This is a genomic window from Microbacterium xerophyticum, from assembly GCF_053543555.1.
The window spans coordinates 450,164-466,091 of the sequence record NZ_JBLVOB010000006.1; the positions used below are offsets into that span (position 1 = coordinate 450,164).

Sequence of the window (15,928 nt, forward strand, 5' to 3'; positions counted from 1 at the left end):
CCGAGCCCTTCGACGTTCATGGGGCGAATGGGCCGGCCTGTACGCCGGGTTCTGAACGCAGCGGAATGGGGATAGTCGGCAGATGTTGACACTCATGACTGACCGGGCATTTCCTTGTTGACGACTGCTGGCCAGTACTGGGGTAAAATGACACTTCTGCGGACTTTCTGCGGACTTTCTGCGGACTCAGGCTTGATCCCTGGTGCTGACGCGACGCGATCGAAGATAGTCGTGCAGGTCGCTCTCGGCGGGCGTGATGTTCTTGCCCGTCTTCGAGTAAGCCGGCCCGCGCCCCTCGTCACTCATGCGCTGCAGCAGCGTCACTGTCATACCTGGCCAGAGCTCGCAGACCTGAGTTGGGGACAACCAAATCTCAGGGATCACGTTCCCATCCTGCCTAGATCGGCCGTACGCTGTCGGGGTGCGCTCACATTCCCGTCTGAAGCCGTGTCGATCGTAGATCCCCTCCTCTCGCCCGCGATGGTGTGCGAGCTTGTGCCGGGCTTGACCGTCGCGAATCTAAAACATCCACGTGCATCGGGGAAGGGCCCACGCTACAGCAAGCCTACGGAGCCCCTGGACACATCACTCTCTACCGTCGCTCCGACGTGATGCGATGGGTTGACGATGCGATGATCGACACCCGAGATCAGCCCGCGCAGGATCAGATGAGGAACAGTGAGTGATGGACGATCTGGACACCCAACGTGCTGGTCGACGGTGTGCTGCTGCGCGAGGTGGATGCGGGGTGGGAGTCTCCGGAGTGCGGTTGCATCGAATCGGCGATGTCGGGACCACTGTTCCCGGACCACGACGGCCCTAACATTCACGGTGGCTGACGTCCCACGCCGCGCGTAGAATCTGTTTCTGGCCGGGGAAAGGGACCGGCATGGGGACAAGCAAGAGGCTCGCGGAACACTACGATCTACGCGCGGCCGCGCGGGCGATATTAAAAGCCGCGACCGCCAGCCCACTGCAGTTGCTCTCACAAGGTGAGCTCGACCTCAGAAGTCAGCCGGTGACAATCTACCCGCGCCCCCAACGCGTCCGCGCATGGGTGCGATTCGGACCGGAGGCGATCCGAGTCGACGCCGCGCTGATGCGGACGACGCCGCACGCGGCCGGCATTCAGTTCGTGGCCGAGGATCAGACGTTCCGGTGCTGGGTATAGGGCAACGCCGTGACGCTCGCGGATGTCGGATCGACGGCGTGAGCTCCGCCTCGGGCGGCACGTGCGGATGCGGAGAAGTCGGAGCGGTTCACGCGTGCGATGGCGTGGAGCTCACTCGCCATCGCCGTCGCTTCTCTCGACGCAGTTCTCGCCGCTCTGTTCGTCCGGTAGTTCAGGAAGCTTCCCAGATCTCTCCCTCTGCCGCGTCACCCTTCCGGCTGTTGCAGCCGAGATGCATCGGTACGAGGTCCTGCCTGACGAGGTGTCCCCCGTTGTTGAGCGCTTCGTCATGGTCAGCACTGAAGCTCATCGGATCCGGATACGCGATCGACAGGTCGAACGGTTCGCCACATCCGTAGTTCCCCCCTTGCCCGCAGACGAGGCCTTCACGTTCGACGCGTCGCTTCAGTGCGGCACGCTTGCGGCGGTAGGCCTTGTAGCCGCGGCCGTGATGCAGTTCTCTCACGGCCACCCCTCGGCTCAGATCGGCGTTGCGAGATCCGGGTTGTCGCGGAGAATCCTCGCGCCGTCTTCACGGACTTGTTCAGTAGTCACGTGTCCTGCCAGCCACCCAGTGAACTTCTCCACCATGTCTGCGGCCGAGGCGTGGGCTGGGAGTTGTGCATCCATGACCGCGCCAACCGGCATGCCGCGCGGATCGAATGACCCCAACGTTGTGCCCCATATCTTCATCAGCTCCCTGAAGCGGAGCGGGAGCCACTCACCGACGATGTCACCGGGCGTAGTCCATGCCCGGTAGATGGTGATCCGTCCTCGCGCTTCGGTCATTATCGGCTTCAGGTTTTCAGAAGTCGCGTCGAAGGTCGCGAGAGGTGCAAGTGCCTTCGCGATCTCTGCGCCAGCTTCGAGGCGCCGTTCCCGTGCTCGGTCGGCAGCAGCCGCGCGGCGCTCCGCGCGGTAGAGGCTGACCGAGATGAGTGTTGGGACGAGGATCGAGGTCACCGGAATGAGGATGTCGATGAGCAGGTCGCGGATGTGATCTGGTGTCATGAGTCGATCATGCCGTGCGGTCGGCCGGTGGGGCATCCGTGGACTGAGCACACGCGAATCGGCATGGTGGTCTCCGCGTCGGGCCGGTCGGCTCGACATCGTTCTGTACGCTCATCAGCATGGACAGTGTGAGCGCTTGGTTAGGCGCGATCGGCGGAGCAGTGGGCGCCATCGGCGGAGTAGGTGCTTGGATCGTCGCGATCCGGGCGAACGGACGATCTGAGCGAGCCAATGGCCTGGCAGAGTCCGCAAACGACACCGCTGCGAAAGCGTTCGATCTTCAAGCTCGGGTAGATGCTCGGGCGCAGGAGTTCCGCGATGTCCGTTGGGAAGGCGCCTACGTAGAGGTAAGCCCAGATCAGGGAGTGTTTCGGCTTACGAACGTGGGGCACACCGTGGCGTGCGACGTCACGATCGTCCTCGATCCGGCAGAGAGTGGTGATACCGAGCGCGTGTGGCACTTCGATCGGGTCGAGCCTACCCAGCATGAGGACGGTCCCCTTGGCGCCCAGAAGGACGACGTCCTCGACCAATACATTCGGACCAGGGCTGGTTTCGAAGTTCACTGGATCAGCCCAATGGGAGCATCCGGGCAGTACAGCCAACGAGGTCAGCAGATCTTCTGACCATGGGCGGCCGGCTTGGGGAGCCGACCGCCTGGGGATGGGAATGCAGGAAACGACGAATGCCCTGACCTGGGACGTAGGTGGGGGCGTTCCGTCATTCCTGCTGATCATTAAGTTTTGGGGTGACAGCGGGGCCGAGTAACTGCGACACGCCGCGTGTCCGTAGTCCTTCTTATGCTTAGGAGTGCGCGCCAATGCGCCTATGGGATGGAGCCCCGGTGGAACAGTCCGAGATTTCAAAGCTTGAAGCAGCGCGCACAAAGGGATGGGGACCGCTTGATCACCAGTACAACGGCTACCCGCCGCGAATTCAGAAACTGCAGAAGATCCTCGAGTTGTGGCTACATGGTGAAACGATCACGTACACCGAGTTCGGTTTTGTCGCCGATGGTGGCTTCCGTTTCCTCGCTGATGCGACGGAGCTGAATGTGTTCGTCCTCACCGAGCAGTATGCGGTTCTGGCTGTCATCCCACGTGACGACGCCGGCAACCTCGGGTCGATTACTCGCTATCAGGTTCGACGTTCGAAGCTGAGTGATCTTCAGACCACTCTTCCCGCATCGACTGGATTGTTCACCGGGCTTGAGTTCACCGTGGATTACGACGGGTTCCCTCGTCCTGTGACGATCAAGCCGACTGATTCGACATCTGCGCAGCCAGATCTCACGGCTGAAAAGGAGCTGTTCGCTTCGTTGCGAGACGACCTTTACACCGAGTAGCCAATTCGGCTCGTCGTCCGGCGCAGCAGTCAGCGCAGGTGACCTGTTCCCAGGTGTCAGTGCGCTTGTGCGTACAGCCACCGTATGCGCTCTCGGCGTAGACATCGAACGGATAGACCCGTCAGGTCCCAGGTACGGAACTAACGGCCCCCAGCGAGCGCAGAGTGCTCTCGGAAACTTGTCTACTCTCACCTTGCGGTATGCAAGTACTCATCGCCAAGGACTGACTGCTCGGCGTGTCGGTACACGTGCTGATCGATCCGTCTGCTGATCGTCTAGGGCATCGTGTCCAGCATTGGGAGAAACGGTACATAGCGAGTCTTGGGCGTGCCGTGGGCATCAGGACTGTCCCCCTTCCCTGCAGCACTATCGGCCCTGCCAACGGGGAGCGGACGGGTAGCGCCGTCCGCCTGTCGTCACGAGCTCAGGTCGCTCCGCAGGCCCGCGAGCAGCGTGAACAGCGGCCCCTGGTCAGCGGACTTGATCTTCGACGCCCCATCGCCCTTGAGGATGAGTACGTCACCGAGCCCCGGGTAGGTCGCCTGCACTTCGAGGTGGCCCGGCCAGGCGTACGCGAGAGAACCGCTGGTGCCCACAGGCTGGTCTGCCGCGACATCGAGTGCTTCGAGGGTCTTTCGCCCGATGAGGCGGGTGGACACGTCCGCGTCGTCTACGTTGACGTCGTTGACGTCGACGACCACCACAAGATCGGCCGTGAAGAGCACGAAGCGCGCCGCCGGCTCCCCGTCGACGTAGTCGGTCTGTGAGTAGAGGACATCCTCGGTGCCGATGACTACCAGCAGCGTGCTGAGCAGCTGCCCGTACCACGGCACGTAGTGCTTTTCGCCTACCGGCACGTGAGCGAAGTCGCTCCCATCCACTCGGAGCTCGTAGTCGAAATACTGCGCTCGGTCATTCTCGTCCTTGGTGAGAAGCATTGCCCGTCCGTTCTGTCAGGTGATGTAACCGTACGCCCTCGTTCCCGACGCCTCAGTGGCCGGAGCGTATCGACTCAGCCGCTCGCTGATCCCGTGGCGGCGAGTTGCGCGACTCCGAACCGGATCGTAACGCCGATCGCGATGGCGCTCAGGAGCTGCTATTCACATGGATGGGTCGGCCGATCACGCGGCAGAGGTTCGGGCACATCTGGCGCCCAGTCGCGGGGCCTGTCGGACTGAACGACGACACGGGCACGGGTATGCACGCGCTGCGCCACTACTACGCGAGTCTGCTCATCCGGTACGGAGAGTCGGTGAAGACGGTTCAGGCACGGCTTGGACACAAATCTGCCACGGAGACTCTCGACACTTACGGGCACATATGGGCGGACTCTGACGACCGAACGCGCGAGGCCGTTGACTCAGTTCTCGGAACTTCTGCGGATTCCCTGCGGACGCAGCACCCAGCAATCCTAAGCAATACCTGATCAGAAGCGACTGGGCGAATGGGCCGGCCTGTACGCCGGGTTCTGTTCCGGGGCCTCTCTCGAGGATTCCCTTCGACGGCCATCTCTCTCGGCGACACGTTGCCGTGCCGCTCCAGCGGTCTACCCGAGGACTCGGCGAGCCGCGTCAACATCCTCTGTCTGACCTTGCTCCGGACGAGGTTTACCTGGCGGGTCATGTCACCATGACCCCCGGTGGTCTCTTACACCACCCTTTCACCCTTACCGGGGCGAGCCCCGGCGGTCTGCTCTCTGTGGCACTTTCTCGCGGATTGCTCCGGGTGGGTGTTACCCACCATCCTGCCCTGTGGAGCCCGGACGTTCCTCGGTGCGGTCTCCCGCAACGCGACCGTCCGGCCGACCCATTCGCACTTCCAGTCTACTTCTCCGCAGTCCGGACGATTCGCAGGTCAAGCGGCACATCGATCGGGAACCCGCCGAACAACCGTCGGGTCGCGACGGCGGCTGCCTGCCGCACGGCGTCTGCGGCGGCTTCCGCGGACTCCGCGGGAACGTGCAGGATGACCTCGTCGTGGAGGAAGAAGGCCAGATGCGCGTTGTGCGCGAAGGGCCCGGATGCCGCGGCCGGAGTCGACGCTTCCGGAAGCCCGCGCAGTCGGTGCCGGATCTCGGCGAGCCAGATCAGCGCCCATTCGGCGGCCGTGCCCTGCACCACGAAGTTTCGGGTGAACCGGCCGCGCTCGCGCGCACTCTGCCGCGCGCGCTTCACCTGGATCGGGTCGACGTCCGCACCACTCGCATCGCCCTGTGCGGCCTGCCATGCCGAATCGGGACGAGGCGAGGACCGGCCGAGGCTCGTCGACACCACCCCGCCGTCCTCTCCTGTGCGGGCGGCATCGTCGACGAGCCGCATGGCCCGCGGGTACACCTTGCGCAGTCGAGGAACCAATCGCCCGCTGTCGCCAGTGGTGGCCCCGTACATCGCACCGAGCACGGCGTACTTCGCCTCCTCACGCGTGGCCACCGCCCCGGATGCCACGACGCCCGCGTAGAGATCACGCCCCCTGGCCGCCTCTGCCATCGCCTTGTCACCGGCCATCGCCGCCAGCATGCGCGGCTCGAGCTGGGCGACGTCCGCGACGACCAGCATCCAGCCCTCATCCGCGTGCACGGCAGGGCGGAGGATGCGCGGGATCTGCAGAGCTCCCCCGCCAGATGACGCCCAACGGCCGGTGACGACGCCCCCGGGGATGTACACGGGGCGGAAGCGACCGTCGTGCACCCACTCGGACAGCCACGCCCAACCGTTAGCACTCAGCAGGCGCGAGAGCTTCTTGTAGGCCAGCAGCGGCTCGATGACCGGATGCGCCACCTCGCTCAGCTCCCACTGGCTCGTCGATTCGACGTTCACGCCCACGCGATGCAGCGCTCGGAGCAGTTTCACATGGCTGTCGAGGTGGAGCTGCGCGTCACCGAGGTGGAAGCGCACCTTCTCAGCGAGTTCGGCCATGCGCGCGGGTTGGCCGCCACCCGCAGGTCTCGGACCGAGCACATCGACGAGGATGCGGTCGTGCGCCTCGGCATCCCACGGCACTCCGCCCGCGCGCATCTCCTCGGCGATCAATCCGCCTGCCGATTCCGCCGCGCACAGCAGCGACAGCCGACCCGTCTTGTCCGACGCGATCACCCGGCACTGTTCGCCGTACTGCTCGAGCAGGTCATCCACGGAGTCGCCGGACGGTCGCGCGATCAGGTCGAACAGCGCCGGAGCGCCGTCATCCGCGTCGCGTGGAAGCCAGTCCGCGGAGGGCGCGAGCGGGCGCGCCACGCTGTCGGTGTCCCTGAGGATCGCATGGCACAGCAGCAGGTCGTGCGCCCGCGCCAGGAGGACACCCTCGCCCAGCAACCGCGGGTACAGCTGTCTCGCGCTGCGGATCACCCAGCGCGGGGACCGCGTGCTTTCGGTGTCGCGCACCCACTCGACGAGGTCGGCCCGCGGGAGTTCGATGCGATCGCGCTCCGCGCCATCGGCGTCGAGCTCGACGGCGATGAAGTCACCGCTGCCGGCGGACGCCAGCAGGATTCTCGCGTCCGATGCGGACGCCCCCTTCACAGGCCTGATTCGTCGGTGCGCACGAGGATGGCGCCGCACTCGGGGCAGGACAGCACGGCGTCGGGCGCTGCCTGACGCACTTCGCTCATATGCGTTCCCGACAGCATCATTCGGCACCCCTCGCAGGTTCCGCGGCGCAACAGGCCGACGCCGATGCCACGAGATGCGCGGCGCTCGTAGTCGGCGAGCAGGTCGGCGGGAATGGTCCCCGTGATGGCCGCGCGATCACGCGCGAGGTGCTCGCCCTCGGTCGTCGCCGCCGCCACCGCCGCCTTCGCCTGCGCGGTGAGCTCGGTTCCCTCCGCCGTGGTCACATCGATGAGAGCCTGCTGGGCCGCGACGGCGGCCTCGGCCTCTTCCACGCGCGACATGACTTCGAGCTCCATGTCCTCCAGGTCGCTGACCCGCTTGGCGAGACTGGCGAGCTCGTGCTCGAACGCCTGCGCATCCTTCGAGTTGGTGGTGGCGGCCAGCCGGTCGGAGTCGCGCGTGCGCCGCTGCTCCACGAGCTTCACGTCGGATTCGAGTCGAGCGAGTTCGGTGCGGGCGTCGTCGCGGGCGCCGGTGAGGGCCGTCAGTTCGCGCAGCTGCTCCTGGCGCTCTTTCGCGAGCTCGTTGATGCGCGGCCCCTGCGGCGGCGTGGTGCGTGCGCGCTCGGCCTGCTGGATACGGCGATCCAGGTCGGCGACGTCGAGAAGGAGGCGCTGATGCTCGGGGCTGGCGTTCACATCTCCAACTTACCCGCGCCCGTGGACATCCGACGATCGGATCGTTCAGCCGGGCGTGCCATCGACGTACGACCAGACCCCGTCCTCGCGGATGAACCGGCTGCGTTCCTTCATCGATGCTTGCGCACCATCTTCCCTGTAGAACGCCTCGAACGACACGATCCCTGCGGAATCGAACGGACCGCCCGCCTCGGTCTCGAGAATGTCGAGGCGCGTCCATCGGAGATCGTCGTCGAGGTCGAGGTCGAGCGGCCGGGTCGACGCGTGCCAGGAACGAAGAAGATACGCAGCATCCCCGACCGCGAACGCCGTGAATCTCGAACGCATGAGACGCTCTGCCGTCGGTGCTTTCGCACCACCGGAGAGCAGCGGGCCGCAGCACGACTCGAATGTGTCGCCGGAGAGGCAGGGACATCGCATGTGTCCATTGTGCCGCGTACGCTGATGGGCGAACCTGAAGGAGAACACGATGACCGCTCTGCCCACCCGCACAGCCCACAACGGCTTCACCCTCCCCGCCATCGGGCTGGGAACGTACCGCCTCAACGGCGCGGAGGGGGCTGCGGCGAGCGCCGCGGGAATCGACGCCGGCTACCGCTTGATCGACTCGGCGTTCAACTACGAGAACGAGGGAACCGTAGGGCGCGGCGTGGCGGATGCGACGACAGATCGTTCCGAGGTCATCGTCACCACCAAGCTCCCCGGCCGCCACCACCCCATCGAGAAGGCGCGCACGAGCATCGAGGAGAGCCGGTTCCGTCTGGGCCTGGACGCGACGGATCTGCACCTGATCCACTGGCCCAACCCCATCCAGGACGAGTACGTGCAGGCGTGGACGGCACTCGTCGATGCGCAGCAGCGCGGCGTGGTCCGGCAGATCGGCGTGTCCAACTTCCTGCCGGAGCACCTGGAGCGCCTCGAGCACGAGACCGGTGTGCGCCCCGTGGTGAACCAGATCGAGCTGCACCCGTACTTCCCCCAGGAGGAGCAGCTCGCGTACCACCTCGAGCACGGCATCATCACCGAGGCGTGGAGCCCGATCGGACGCGCGAAGGCGCTGCTCGAGGAGCCGGTGATCGTCGAGGTCGCGACCGCTCACGACATCTCGCCCGCGCAGGCCGTACTCGCCTGGCACGTCGCGCGTCAGAGTGTCGCGATCCCGAAGGCCTCGTCGCTGGAGCACCAGCGTGCGAACCTCGCCGCAGCATCCGTCGTCCTCGACGACGCCGAGGTCGCCGCGATCACTGCTCTGGGGCGTGCGGACGGCCGCCTGTTCGACGCCGACCCGAGGTCGCACGAGGAGTCCTGAGCGGCGGCACCGTCGGAGATCAGACGATGGTCGTCAACACGCCGCCATCTGCTCGCAGGGCCGCGCCGTTGGTCGCCGACGACAACGGACTCGCGAGGTAGAGCGCGAGGTTGGCGATCTCGTCCGGTTCGATGAAGCGCTGGAGCAGCGACGTCCTGTTCTCCCCGATGATGGCCGTCTTCATCGCATCCTCCGCGATGCCCTGCGCCTGCGAGAGCGTGGTCACGGTGTCTGCGACGCCGTCGGAGTAGGTCGGGCCGCCCAAGATCGTGTTCACCGTCACCTCGGTACCGCGAGTGAGCTTAGACAACCCGTTGCTCAGCGCCAGCATCGCGGCTTTCGTGACGCCGTAATGCACCATGTCAGCCGGGATGTTCACGCCTGACTCGCTGCCGATGAAGAGGATGCGGCCCCAACGCTTCTCGAGCATCTTCGGGAGGGCGTGTCGCGAGAGGCGCACCGCACTCATGACGTTGACGTCGAAGTAGCGCTGCCAATCGTCGTCGCCGATATCGCTGAAGGCTGCGAGCTCGAACAGCCCGACATTGTTGACCAGGACGTCGACGTCACCCAGCTCTGCGATCAGCCGCGCTGTCTGCCCCTCATCCCCGAAGTCCGCGACGATCCCTGTGACGGCGGCGCCGGCATCCCGTGCCTTCAGTCGACGAACCGCGTCGTCGACCGTCTCCTCGCTGCGGCCGTTGATGGTGACCGACACGCCTTCGTCGAGCAGCGCGCTCGCGATCGCGAAGCCGATCCCCTGCGTCGATCCGCTCACGAACGCTTTCCTGCCGTGCAATTTCAGTTCCATCTCGCCCCAATCACTTTCTCAGTAAAGTCATGCTCCATCATTTGACTTGACTGCGCAAGTCAATCGCGTAGTCTGCTGGCATGTCCGATCTTCCTGACTCCGCGGCTCTCGACGACGATGAGCTGGCGACCTGGTCGTCTCTAGCCACGCTCCTCGAGTGGCTGCCCGCAGCGCTCGATGCGCAGCTGCTCGCCGATTCCGAGATGACGCACTTCGAGTACGGGATCCTGTACGCCCTCGCGGACGCCCCCGAGACGACCCTCCGCATGAGCGTGCTCGCCGACTACGCGAACAGCTCGCTCTCCCGTCTCTCACGCGCAGCCTCTCGTCTGGAGAAACGGGGTTGGATGCGGCGGGCCCCCGACCCGGCTGACGGCCGCTTCACGCTCGCGACGCTCACGGACGCGGGGATGACCAAGGTCGAGCAGGCGAGCCCCGGTCACGTGAAGATCGTGCGCCGGCTGGTCATGGATCCACTGTCGGCCGCGCAGGCGAAGCAGCTGACGTCGATCAGCCGTCGGATCCTCGGCGCGATCCGCGAGGACGAGGGCTGGCGACCCGCCGCACTTCGCTGACGTCACGGAATACCCGCAGACGCCTGCGCCTTGCAACCGACATGAGAGCAATCGTGTACACGGACAAGGGCGGCTCCGAGACGCTCACATTGATCGAGCGCGAGGCGGGGCGGCCGGGTCCGGGTGAGGTGCGCGTCCGCATCCATGCGTCCGGAGTGAATCCCACCGACTGGAAGGCGCGTGCATCGACGGGAGCGCCGATGCCTTTCGATCATGTCGTGCCGAATCAGGACGGCGCCGGTGTCGTGGATGCCGTCGGCGACGACGTCGCAGATCTGCAGGTGGGCGATCGCGTGTGGCTGTACCTCGCCGCGCATGAGCGTCCGACCGGTACCGCGCAGGACGTGACGATCGTCCCCGCCATCCGCGCCGTACGTCTCCCGGACGGTATCGACTTCGACGTCGCCGCGAGCCTCGGCGTTCCCGCCATGACCGCGCATCGCGCGCTGACCGTGCACGAGTTCGGCCCTTCGCGCCTCGCACCAGGTGCCCTCTCCGGTCGCATCGTGCTGGTGCAGGGCGGGGCAGGAGCGGTAGGGCACGCGGCGATCCAGCTCGCCGTCTGGGCAGGAGCGACCGTTCTCACGACCGTGAGCAGCGATGAGAAGGAGACCCTCGCCCGCGCAGCCGGTGCCCACCATGTGTTCCGCTATCCCGACGAACGACTGGCCGAGCGCATCCTCGAGGTCGCGCCCAGCGGCGTGGATCACATCGTCGAGGTCTCGCCCGCGATGAACGCGGCCCTAGACGTCGCCGTGGTCGCGAACCACGGTTCGATCGCGTTCTACGCGAACGACAAGGGCGACACGATCACCATCCCGATCATCGCCACCTTCGCGAAGAACACGCGTTGGCAGGGGCTGTTGCTCTACACGGTCGGCGAGGATGCTCTCGCTGCGGCGGTGAAGGACATCACGACCGCGCTGGAGGACGACGCGCTTCCTGTCGGAGAGGAGGCCGGGCTCCCCCTCACCTGGTTTCCGCTAGAGGAGACGGCCGCCGCTCACGACGCGGTTCAGCGCGGGGCGATCGGGAAAGTGCTCATCCGAGTTGCGGAGGACCGCTGACATCTAGTGGACGAGTGCTTTGAGCACGACGAAGACCGCACCGAATGACGCGGTCACGACCGAGCCGGCGATCCGCACCATGATTCCGCTTCCACGGCGGAGGAACGCGACGTACCCGAGGAACGCGAGGATCACCGTGCCGGACCACAGCGCGATCTCGTTCGCCGCGTCATCCGGGATCAGTCGGGTCGTCCCGGCCAAGAGCACCAGCGCCGGCACAGCGGCAGAACTCAGCATCCCGAGCGAGTGACGCACCGAACGGGCGACGGCGACGCCCACTCCGACGTGCGCCTCGTCCTCCGCGCCGAGTCGCGCAACGGCCCCCGCATACACATGGGCCGCCCAGAACACGAGAACGGTCACCGCGACCGTCACCAGCACCACGGCGGAGGTCTCACCGTGGGCAGAGGAGACGGCGATGAGCCCGCTGACGAGAATCGTTCCGTAGACCGCGGCCTCAGTACCGAATCCGGGGCGAAGCACACGATGGGTGCGAAGCATCGGATGATCCTCGGAAGGCGCGCTCGTCATGTGCCGAGCCTAGACCGCTGACGTGCCCGAACTCAGACCAGCATCCCCAGGCCCTTGCCGATCACGTTGAACCCGATGACCACGAGCAGCACGGTCATGATGACCGCGTTGTTGTCCGTCAACCACGAGCGGATCCCATTGAGCGCCTTGACGGCCGTCTGCGGCGCAACCAAGGCCGTGAGCACGGGGAGCAGAACGCTCAGAGCGGCGACGAGCGAGAACACGCCAACGGTTGCGGCGAACTCCGCCGGACTCAGCGCGCTCCTGCCGATCACTGCACCGGCGGATGCCGCGACGAGGAGGTTCTTCGGATTCACCGCTGCCAGGGCGAACCCGAGGCCGAAGGCCGCCGGCGCCTTCAGCGCATCGATCTTCGTCATCCACTTCGGCAGTTCGGCAGTGGTTCCCTGAGCCGGACGCGACTTCCACTGGCGCCAGCCAAGGAACAGGAGGCCGAGCCCGATGACGAGCATGATGCTGCCGAGTACCGGCTGACTGTCACCTGTCGGCTCAGGCAGCACGCCGGAGAGTGCCGCAGTCACCGCGATCGCGACGACGATGCCGAGGAACCAGCCGAGCAGGAACGAGATTCCCAATCGGGTGGCACGTGTCGTCATCAGCATCAGGATGACCGCGATGATCGGAATCGGGCTGACCGCGATGGCGACCGCGCTGGAGAGGGTGCTGCTGAGGGCGTCAAGCATGTCGGTCGTGTTCCTGTTCGATGAGCGCTGCGGGAGCGGGCTCGGCCGCAGCGGGCCTGCGCACCAACTGCAGGAGGAGAAGGGCGAGAAGCGCGCCGACGGTCGTCCAGGTGATGACGGTCGACGACAGCGGCCGGGTGAAGAGGATCACGGCTGCGGCGATGACGCCGATGGCGGCGAGCATCGCGGAGTGATGAGCGTCAGCCCATTCGCCGACTCGACCGGTGCTGATCCCGCGGCGTTCGCCGAGCACGCGGGCGCCACGAGCCGTGGCGCCGGTGGCGACGCGGATCCTGCGCGCCGACGACGACGGTCCTGCAAGCCATGCGCTCAGGGCGACCGCGACGCCGAGGATGAGGATCGCCAGCGCCATCTGGGAGATGACACCGGTCGCGGCGTCGAAGAAGCTGCCCAGAGCATCACCCGTCATCACGCTCTGACCACGATCCGCAGTGCGCACGAGGATGCCGCGGGCGACGCTGATGCCGATCCCGACGACACCCATCAGGACCGCAGACGCGACCGCGGCGACGATCACGGTTCGTCGCCGTCGACGTGCCACGAGCACGCCGCCGATGAGGAGCAGCAGAGACAGCCACGGCAGCCAGGTGCCTGCTGAGTCCACCGCGATGGTGGCAGTGCGGATCTGCTCGAGAGATGCGTTCTCGACAAGCAGGATGCTGCGATCGACCGCGGGGATGGCATCGGCGAGCGTGATCCCGTTCTCGAGCATCCGCTCCTTCACCTCCGCGACCAGCGGACCGATCTGAAGGTGCAGCGCGCCGTCGGAGATCGCTAGGGCTGCGTCATCGCTGTGATGCAGGGTGGCCATGATCTGGGTGTGCGAGATCAGAAGCGCCTGCTCCCACGTGGCGGAGAAGGCATCGGAAGTGACGATCGCGTCGACGCTGGAGTCGACTAGCCCCTGAAGCCCCTGCGCGGCGGGTGCCTCGAGCAGGCCGAGCGCGGCATCAGCGCGCGGGGGCAGCCCGAGATCGCGGATTCCGTCGATGACGTCCGACGTGAGGGACGGGATGTCGACCGCGTCGTCGATCGCGACCACGACGGCATCGGACACGACGCCCTGCACTGCTGGATCATCCGCCAGCAGCGCGAACGACGCGACGAAGTTCGTGGTGTCGAGCAACTGCTGCTTCGCGTAGGCGGCTACGACGCCCACCGTGCCCGCGAGGAGGCCGGCGACGATGAGCACGCTCGCGAAGGTCGCGCGCATGGGAGAGCGTGTGCCTCTCCTTGAGGAGGGATTGGGCTCACGAAGCGCGTCGTTCTCGGCTTCGAGCGCCGCCACCCGAGCCAGCAGCGCCTCCACCGATTCTGTGGGGGCGCTGGTCGGCTGGTGGTCAGCCATTGAGCAGCCGCTGCTTGGCGAGAGCGAACTCCTCGTCGCTCAGGATGCCTCCGCTGTGGAGCGCGGCGAGTTTCTCCACCTGCGCGAAGAAGTCATCTCCGGCGGGTACGGCTGCGGGCGGTGCGGTCGGCGCCATGATCGGCGCCGGTGCCGGCGGCACCGGTGTCTGCTGGATGCGCGCCTGCTGTTCCATGGCGCGACGCTGCTGATTGCGGGCCACAGCGCCGCTGACCGCTGTGGCGGTGCCTGCGACGACAGCGGTACGGGCTGCCATGCCGAGCAGACCCGGACGTCCGCGGCGTGCGATGAATGGCATGATCAGTCCTCTCCCGTCGTCGACGCCATCTGGCCGCCGGCGACGAGCTCGTTCACCACTGGGCCGGGGATGAGCGCGACGTGCGCGACGTGACCGCCGGCGGCCGCGAGAGCGGAAGAGAGACGCGTGGCCCAACGCATCTCCAGAGCTGCGAGGGCGATACCGGATCCAGGGGCTACGCCCTCGACCGCATCCGCGATGTCCTCTTCGCCGATCAGTCCCTCGGCGAACAGTTCGACCTCCCCGGCGAGATCCCCCGAGAGTTCGGCCAGTTCACTCACCCGCACATCGCCTTCTTCAGTGCGGATGGCGACGACCAGGTCGACCAGGCGGACCGACCCTTCGTCGTTGATGGCCTGCAGAGCCGACAGGACGCCGGCATCGGGCTGATCGCCTTCGAAGGTGACGATGAAGAGCTCGATGGCGCCGAACTCGGACGCCCCCGCATCCGACGCGGCGTTCACTCGGCTCCGCCGATGGTCGGAAACGTCCATGAGCCGTCGAGGATCTCGGGTCGCGGCCGGTACAGGCGGACGAGGTAGTTCCATCCCTCGCTCAACGGGAGGGCGTTCGGTGCGGACGGATCCCCACCGAAGCGGATGGTGATGGCGCCGTCCTCGTCTCGGACTCCCGTGACGTTGTTGACGCTGTAGCGGCCCGCATCGTTCTGCTCGAAGTAGCCGCCGGCGTTGTAGAGCGAGATCGACCAGAACCCGTCGACGGGCACCTCGCCGACCGACAGCGTGTACTCGCCGACGGGGAGCCCCGGCTCGACGTTGATGTAGAACGCCTCCTGCTCCGGCAGTCCGCCCCATCCGGATGCCGTCCCCAGCAGGTGACGGATCGGATCGACTGCATCCGCGCGCCCGAACGCCCGATCGAAGTCGGGGAGGCCTTTCGCCAGTGTGAGCACGGCGTCGCGTGTCTGGGCGAAGGATTCGGCGTCGTACTCGAGAGCCGGAAGCTCGCGCCCTGCGACGGACGACAGCGCCAGCTGATCCTGCAGTGCGTTGACGATCGCGACGTCGTTCTCGTCGTCCGAGTCGACCAGGATGCGCGCGGCCGCGAGTACGAACTCGGAGCCCAGGTCTTCCGCCGTGAGACGGTGTTCGCCTGGCTCGTGGAGCACTCGGTTGATGAAGTGGTCCTCGCTGACGAGCATCACGGACACGTATCGTCCGCCGGTGTCGGGAATCGTGATCGTCGTTCCTTGGGAGACGTCGATGATGGCAGCACTGTAGAGGGTGTCCCGGTTCATGCGGATCACGGTCTGCTGGTCGATGGGAGTCGGGACCCGGTAGTGGTTCCAGCGGTTGGCGCCGCCTGCGCTGGCGCTGATCGCCGAGAACATTCGAAGCGTCTCGATACGCGCGAAGTTCACGAATGTGACGACGGTGGAGGTGTCGGTCATGGGAGGCCCTTCGATTCTGGGATGCTCTGCAATCGTCGCCCGCACGCGCCGAGCGCGCATCA

General features: G+C 66.0%; 21 protein-coding genes and 1 other RNA gene. 6 read left to right on the forward strand and 16 right to left on the reverse strand.

The window, feature by feature from the left end; genetic code table 11:
• Positions 1–186 precede the first annotated feature (186 nt).
• The 4 genes from ACNPNP_RS08805 to ACNPNP_RS08820 form a co-directional block, all read right to left on the reverse strand.
• A complete protein-coding gene (locus tag ACNPNP_RS08805) occupies positions 187–324 on the reverse strand; it encodes a hypothetical protein (RefSeq protein ID WP_448965655.1) in 138 nt (45 codons plus the stop codon).
• A gap of 822 nt (positions 325–1,146) precedes the next feature.
• Positions 1,147–1,293 carry a hypothetical protein gene (locus ACNPNP_RS08810; RefSeq protein ID WP_448965656.1) on the reverse strand — a complete coding sequence of 49 codons (147 nt, stop codon included), beginning with the start codon at positions 1,291–1,293 and terminating at the stop codon, positions 1,147–1,149.
• Positions 1,294–1,343: 50 nt separating this feature from the next.
• The gene (locus ACNPNP_RS08815) at positions 1,344–1,637 is read right to left on the reverse strand and encodes an HNH endonuclease (protein ID WP_448965657.1); all 294 of its coding nucleotides are present in this window, start codon (positions 1,635–1,637) and stop codon (positions 1,344–1,346) included.
• A 14-nt stretch (positions 1,638–1,651) separates the two neighbouring features.
• Entirely contained in the window at positions 1,652–2,182 is a 531-nt protein-coding gene (locus ACNPNP_RS08820; RefSeq protein ID WP_448965658.1) for a hypothetical protein, read from the reverse strand.
• Between the two features lie 119 nt (positions 2,183–2,301).
• On the opposite strand from ACNPNP_RS08820, the gene ACNPNP_RS08825 reads away from it, so the two are divergent.
• On the forward strand, positions 2,302–2,808 hold the full coding sequence (locus tag ACNPNP_RS08825) for a hypothetical protein (protein WP_448965659.1): 507 nt from the start codon (positions 2,302–2,304) through the stop codon (positions 2,806–2,808).
• Positions 2,809–3,026: 218 nt separating this feature from the next.
• Complete coding sequence (locus ACNPNP_RS08830; RefSeq protein WP_448965660.1) at positions 3,027–3,527, forward strand: hypothetical protein; 501 nt, start codon at positions 3,027–3,029, stop codon at positions 3,525–3,527.
• A 416-nt stretch (positions 3,528–3,943) separates the two neighbouring features.
• On the opposite strand, the gene ACNPNP_RS08835 is transcribed toward ACNPNP_RS08830, so the two are convergent.
• Entirely contained in the window at positions 3,944–4,465 is a 522-nt protein-coding gene (locus ACNPNP_RS08835; RefSeq protein WP_448965661.1) for a hypothetical protein, read from the reverse strand.
• Between the two features lie 104 nt (positions 4,466–4,569).
• On the opposite strand from ACNPNP_RS08835, the gene ACNPNP_RS08840 reads away from it, so the two are divergent.
• A complete protein-coding gene (locus tag ACNPNP_RS08840; protein ID WP_448965662.1) occupies positions 4,570–4,953 on the forward strand; it encodes a tyrosine-type recombinase/integrase in 384 nt (127 codons plus the stop codon).
• A gap of 15 nt (positions 4,954–4,968) precedes the next feature.
• Here the strand turns inward: ACNPNP_RS08840 and rnpB are convergent.
• The 4 genes from rnpB to ACNPNP_RS08860 form a co-directional block, all read right to left on the reverse strand.
• Positions 4,969–5,336, reverse strand: an RNA gene (rnpB, locus tag ACNPNP_RS08845) — RNase P RNA component class A.
• Positions 5,337–5,350: 14 nt separating this feature from the next.
• Positions 5,351–7,045, reverse strand: a complete 1,695-nt coding sequence (locus ACNPNP_RS08850; protein WP_448965663.1) for a bifunctional 3'-5' exonuclease/DNA polymerase — start codon at positions 7,043–7,045, stop codon at positions 5,351–5,353.
• Positions 7,042–7,773: a zinc ribbon domain-containing protein gene (locus ACNPNP_RS08855; protein WP_448965664.1), complete on the reverse strand. Its 732-nt coding sequence runs from the start codon at positions 7,771–7,773 to the stop codon at positions 7,042–7,044. The genes ACNPNP_RS08850 and ACNPNP_RS08855 overlap by 4 nt, the downstream gene beginning before the upstream one ends.
• Positions 7,774–7,818: 45 nt before the next feature.
• A complete protein-coding gene (locus ACNPNP_RS08860; protein ID WP_448965665.1) occupies positions 7,819–8,193 on the reverse strand; it encodes a YchJ family protein in 375 nt (124 codons plus the stop codon).
• A gap of 49 nt (positions 8,194–8,242) precedes the next feature.
• Here ACNPNP_RS08860 and ACNPNP_RS08865 point away from each other — a divergent pair, with 49 nt between their 5' ends.
• Entirely contained in the window at positions 8,243–9,082 is an 840-nt protein-coding gene (locus ACNPNP_RS08865; RefSeq protein ID WP_448965666.1) for an aldo/keto reductase, read from the forward strand.
• A 19-nt stretch (positions 9,083–9,101) separates the two neighbouring features.
• Here ACNPNP_RS08865 and ACNPNP_RS08870 read toward each other — a convergent pair whose 3' ends face one another.
• Positions 9,102–9,860 carry an SDR family NAD(P)-dependent oxidoreductase gene (locus ACNPNP_RS08870; protein WP_448965667.1) on the reverse strand — a complete coding sequence of 253 codons (759 nt, stop codon included), beginning with the start codon at positions 9,858–9,860 and terminating at the stop codon, positions 9,102–9,104.
• Between the two features lie 113 nt (positions 9,861–9,973).
• Between ACNPNP_RS08870 and ACNPNP_RS08875 the strand changes: the two genes are divergently transcribed.
• Both ACNPNP_RS08875 and ACNPNP_RS08880 read left to right on the forward strand, forming a co-directional pair.
• Positions 9,974–10,468 carry a MarR family winged helix-turn-helix transcriptional regulator gene (locus ACNPNP_RS08875; protein ID WP_448965668.1) on the forward strand — a complete coding sequence of 165 codons (495 nt, stop codon included), beginning with the start codon at positions 9,974–9,976 and terminating at the stop codon, positions 10,466–10,468.
• Positions 10,469–10,509: 41 nt separating this feature from the next.
• A complete protein-coding gene (locus tag ACNPNP_RS08880) occupies positions 10,510–11,535 on the forward strand; it encodes an NADPH:quinone reductase (RefSeq protein ID WP_448965669.1) in 1,026 nt (341 codons plus the stop codon).
• A 3-nt stretch (positions 11,536–11,538) separates the two neighbouring features.
• Here the strand turns inward: ACNPNP_RS08880 and ACNPNP_RS08885 are convergent, their stop codons facing one another.
• From ACNPNP_RS08885 to ACNPNP_RS08910, 6 genes are read right to left on the reverse strand one after another with little or no spacing between them, the layout of a single operon-like run.
• A complete protein-coding gene (locus tag ACNPNP_RS08885) occupies positions 11,539–12,066 on the reverse strand; it encodes a hypothetical protein (protein WP_448965670.1) in 528 nt (175 codons plus the stop codon).
• Between the two features lie 32 nt (positions 12,067–12,098).
• The gene (locus tag ACNPNP_RS08890) at positions 12,099–12,770 is read right to left on the reverse strand and encodes a GAP family protein (RefSeq protein WP_448965671.1); all 672 of its coding nucleotides are present in this window, start codon (positions 12,768–12,770) and stop codon (positions 12,099–12,101) included.
• Positions 12,763–14,139 carry an LPXTG cell wall anchor domain-containing protein gene (locus tag ACNPNP_RS08895; RefSeq protein WP_448965672.1) on the reverse strand — a complete coding sequence of 459 codons (1,377 nt, stop codon included), beginning with the start codon at positions 14,137–14,139 and terminating at the stop codon, positions 12,763–12,765. The genes ACNPNP_RS08890 and ACNPNP_RS08895 overlap by 8 nt, the downstream gene beginning before the upstream one ends.
• The gene (locus ACNPNP_RS08900) at positions 14,132–14,455 is read right to left on the reverse strand and encodes an SHOCT domain-containing protein (RefSeq protein WP_448965673.1); all 324 of its coding nucleotides are present in this window, start codon (positions 14,453–14,455) and stop codon (positions 14,132–14,134) included. Before ACNPNP_RS08900 ends, ACNPNP_RS08895 begins: the two co-directional genes overlap by 8 nt.
• A 2-nt stretch (positions 14,456–14,457) precedes the next feature.
• Positions 14,458–14,919 (reverse strand): DUF6325 family protein, encoded by a 462-nt coding sequence (locus ACNPNP_RS08905; RefSeq protein ID WP_448965674.1) that lies wholly within the window; start codon positions 14,917–14,919, stop codon positions 14,458–14,460.
• The gene (locus ACNPNP_RS08910; RefSeq protein WP_448965675.1) at positions 14,916–15,866 is read right to left on the reverse strand and encodes a DUF1214 domain-containing protein; all 951 of its coding nucleotides are present in this window, start codon (positions 15,864–15,866) and stop codon (positions 14,916–14,918) included. The genes ACNPNP_RS08905 and ACNPNP_RS08910 overlap by 4 nt, the downstream gene beginning before the upstream one ends.
• Positions 15,867–15,928: the final 62 nt, after the last annotated feature.

Bases quoted from the DNA above. Each gene is read 5' to 3' on its own strand.
- ACNPNP_RS08810 (WP_448965656.1), bottom strand. From the start codon at position 1,293: ATGGCGAGTGAGCTCCACGCCATCGCACGCGTGAACCGCTCCGACTTC.
- ACNPNP_RS08875 (WP_448965668.1), top strand. From the start codon at position 9,974: ATGTCCGATCTTCCTGACTCCGCGGCTCTCGACGACGATGAGCTGGCG.
- ACNPNP_RS08900 (WP_448965673.1), bottom strand. From the start codon at position 14,455: ATGCCATTCATCGCACGCCGCGGACGTCCGGGTCTGCTCGGCATGGCA.
- ACNPNP_RS08860 (WP_448965665.1), bottom strand. From the start codon at position 8,193: ATGCGATGTCCCTGCCTCTCCGGCGACACATTCGAGTCGTGCTGCGGC.
- ACNPNP_RS08865 (WP_448965666.1), top strand. From the start codon at position 8,243: ATGACCGCTCTGCCCACCCGCACAGCCCACAACGGCTTCACCCTCCCC.
- ACNPNP_RS08885 (WP_448965670.1), bottom strand. From the start codon at position 12,066: ATGACGAGCGCGCCTTCCGAGGATCATCCGATGCTTCGCACCCATCGT.
- ACNPNP_RS08910 (WP_448965675.1), bottom strand. From the start codon at position 15,866: ATGACCGACACCTCCACCGTCGTCACATTCGTGAACTTCGCGCGTATC.
- ACNPNP_RS08895 (WP_448965672.1), bottom strand. From the start codon at position 14,139: ATGGCTGACCACCAGCCGACCAGCGCCCCCACAGAATCGGTGGAGGCG.
- ACNPNP_RS08820 (WP_448965658.1), bottom strand. From the start codon at position 2,182: ATGACACCAGATCACATCCGCGACCTGCTCATCGACATCCTCATTCCG.
- ACNPNP_RS08890 (WP_448965671.1), bottom strand. From the start codon at position 12,770: ATGCTTGACGCCCTCAGCAGCACCCTCTCCAGCGCGGTCGCCATCGCG.
- ACNPNP_RS08880 (WP_448965669.1), top strand. From the start codon at position 10,510: ATGAGAGCAATCGTGTACACGGACAAGGGCGGCTCCGAGACGCTCACA.
- ACNPNP_RS08825 (WP_448965659.1), top strand. From the start codon at position 2,302: ATGGACAGTGTGAGCGCTTGGTTAGGCGCGATCGGCGGAGCAGTGGGC.
- ACNPNP_RS08835 (WP_448965661.1), bottom strand. From the start codon at position 4,465: ATGCTTCTCACCAAGGACGAGAATGACCGAGCGCAGTATTTCGACTAC.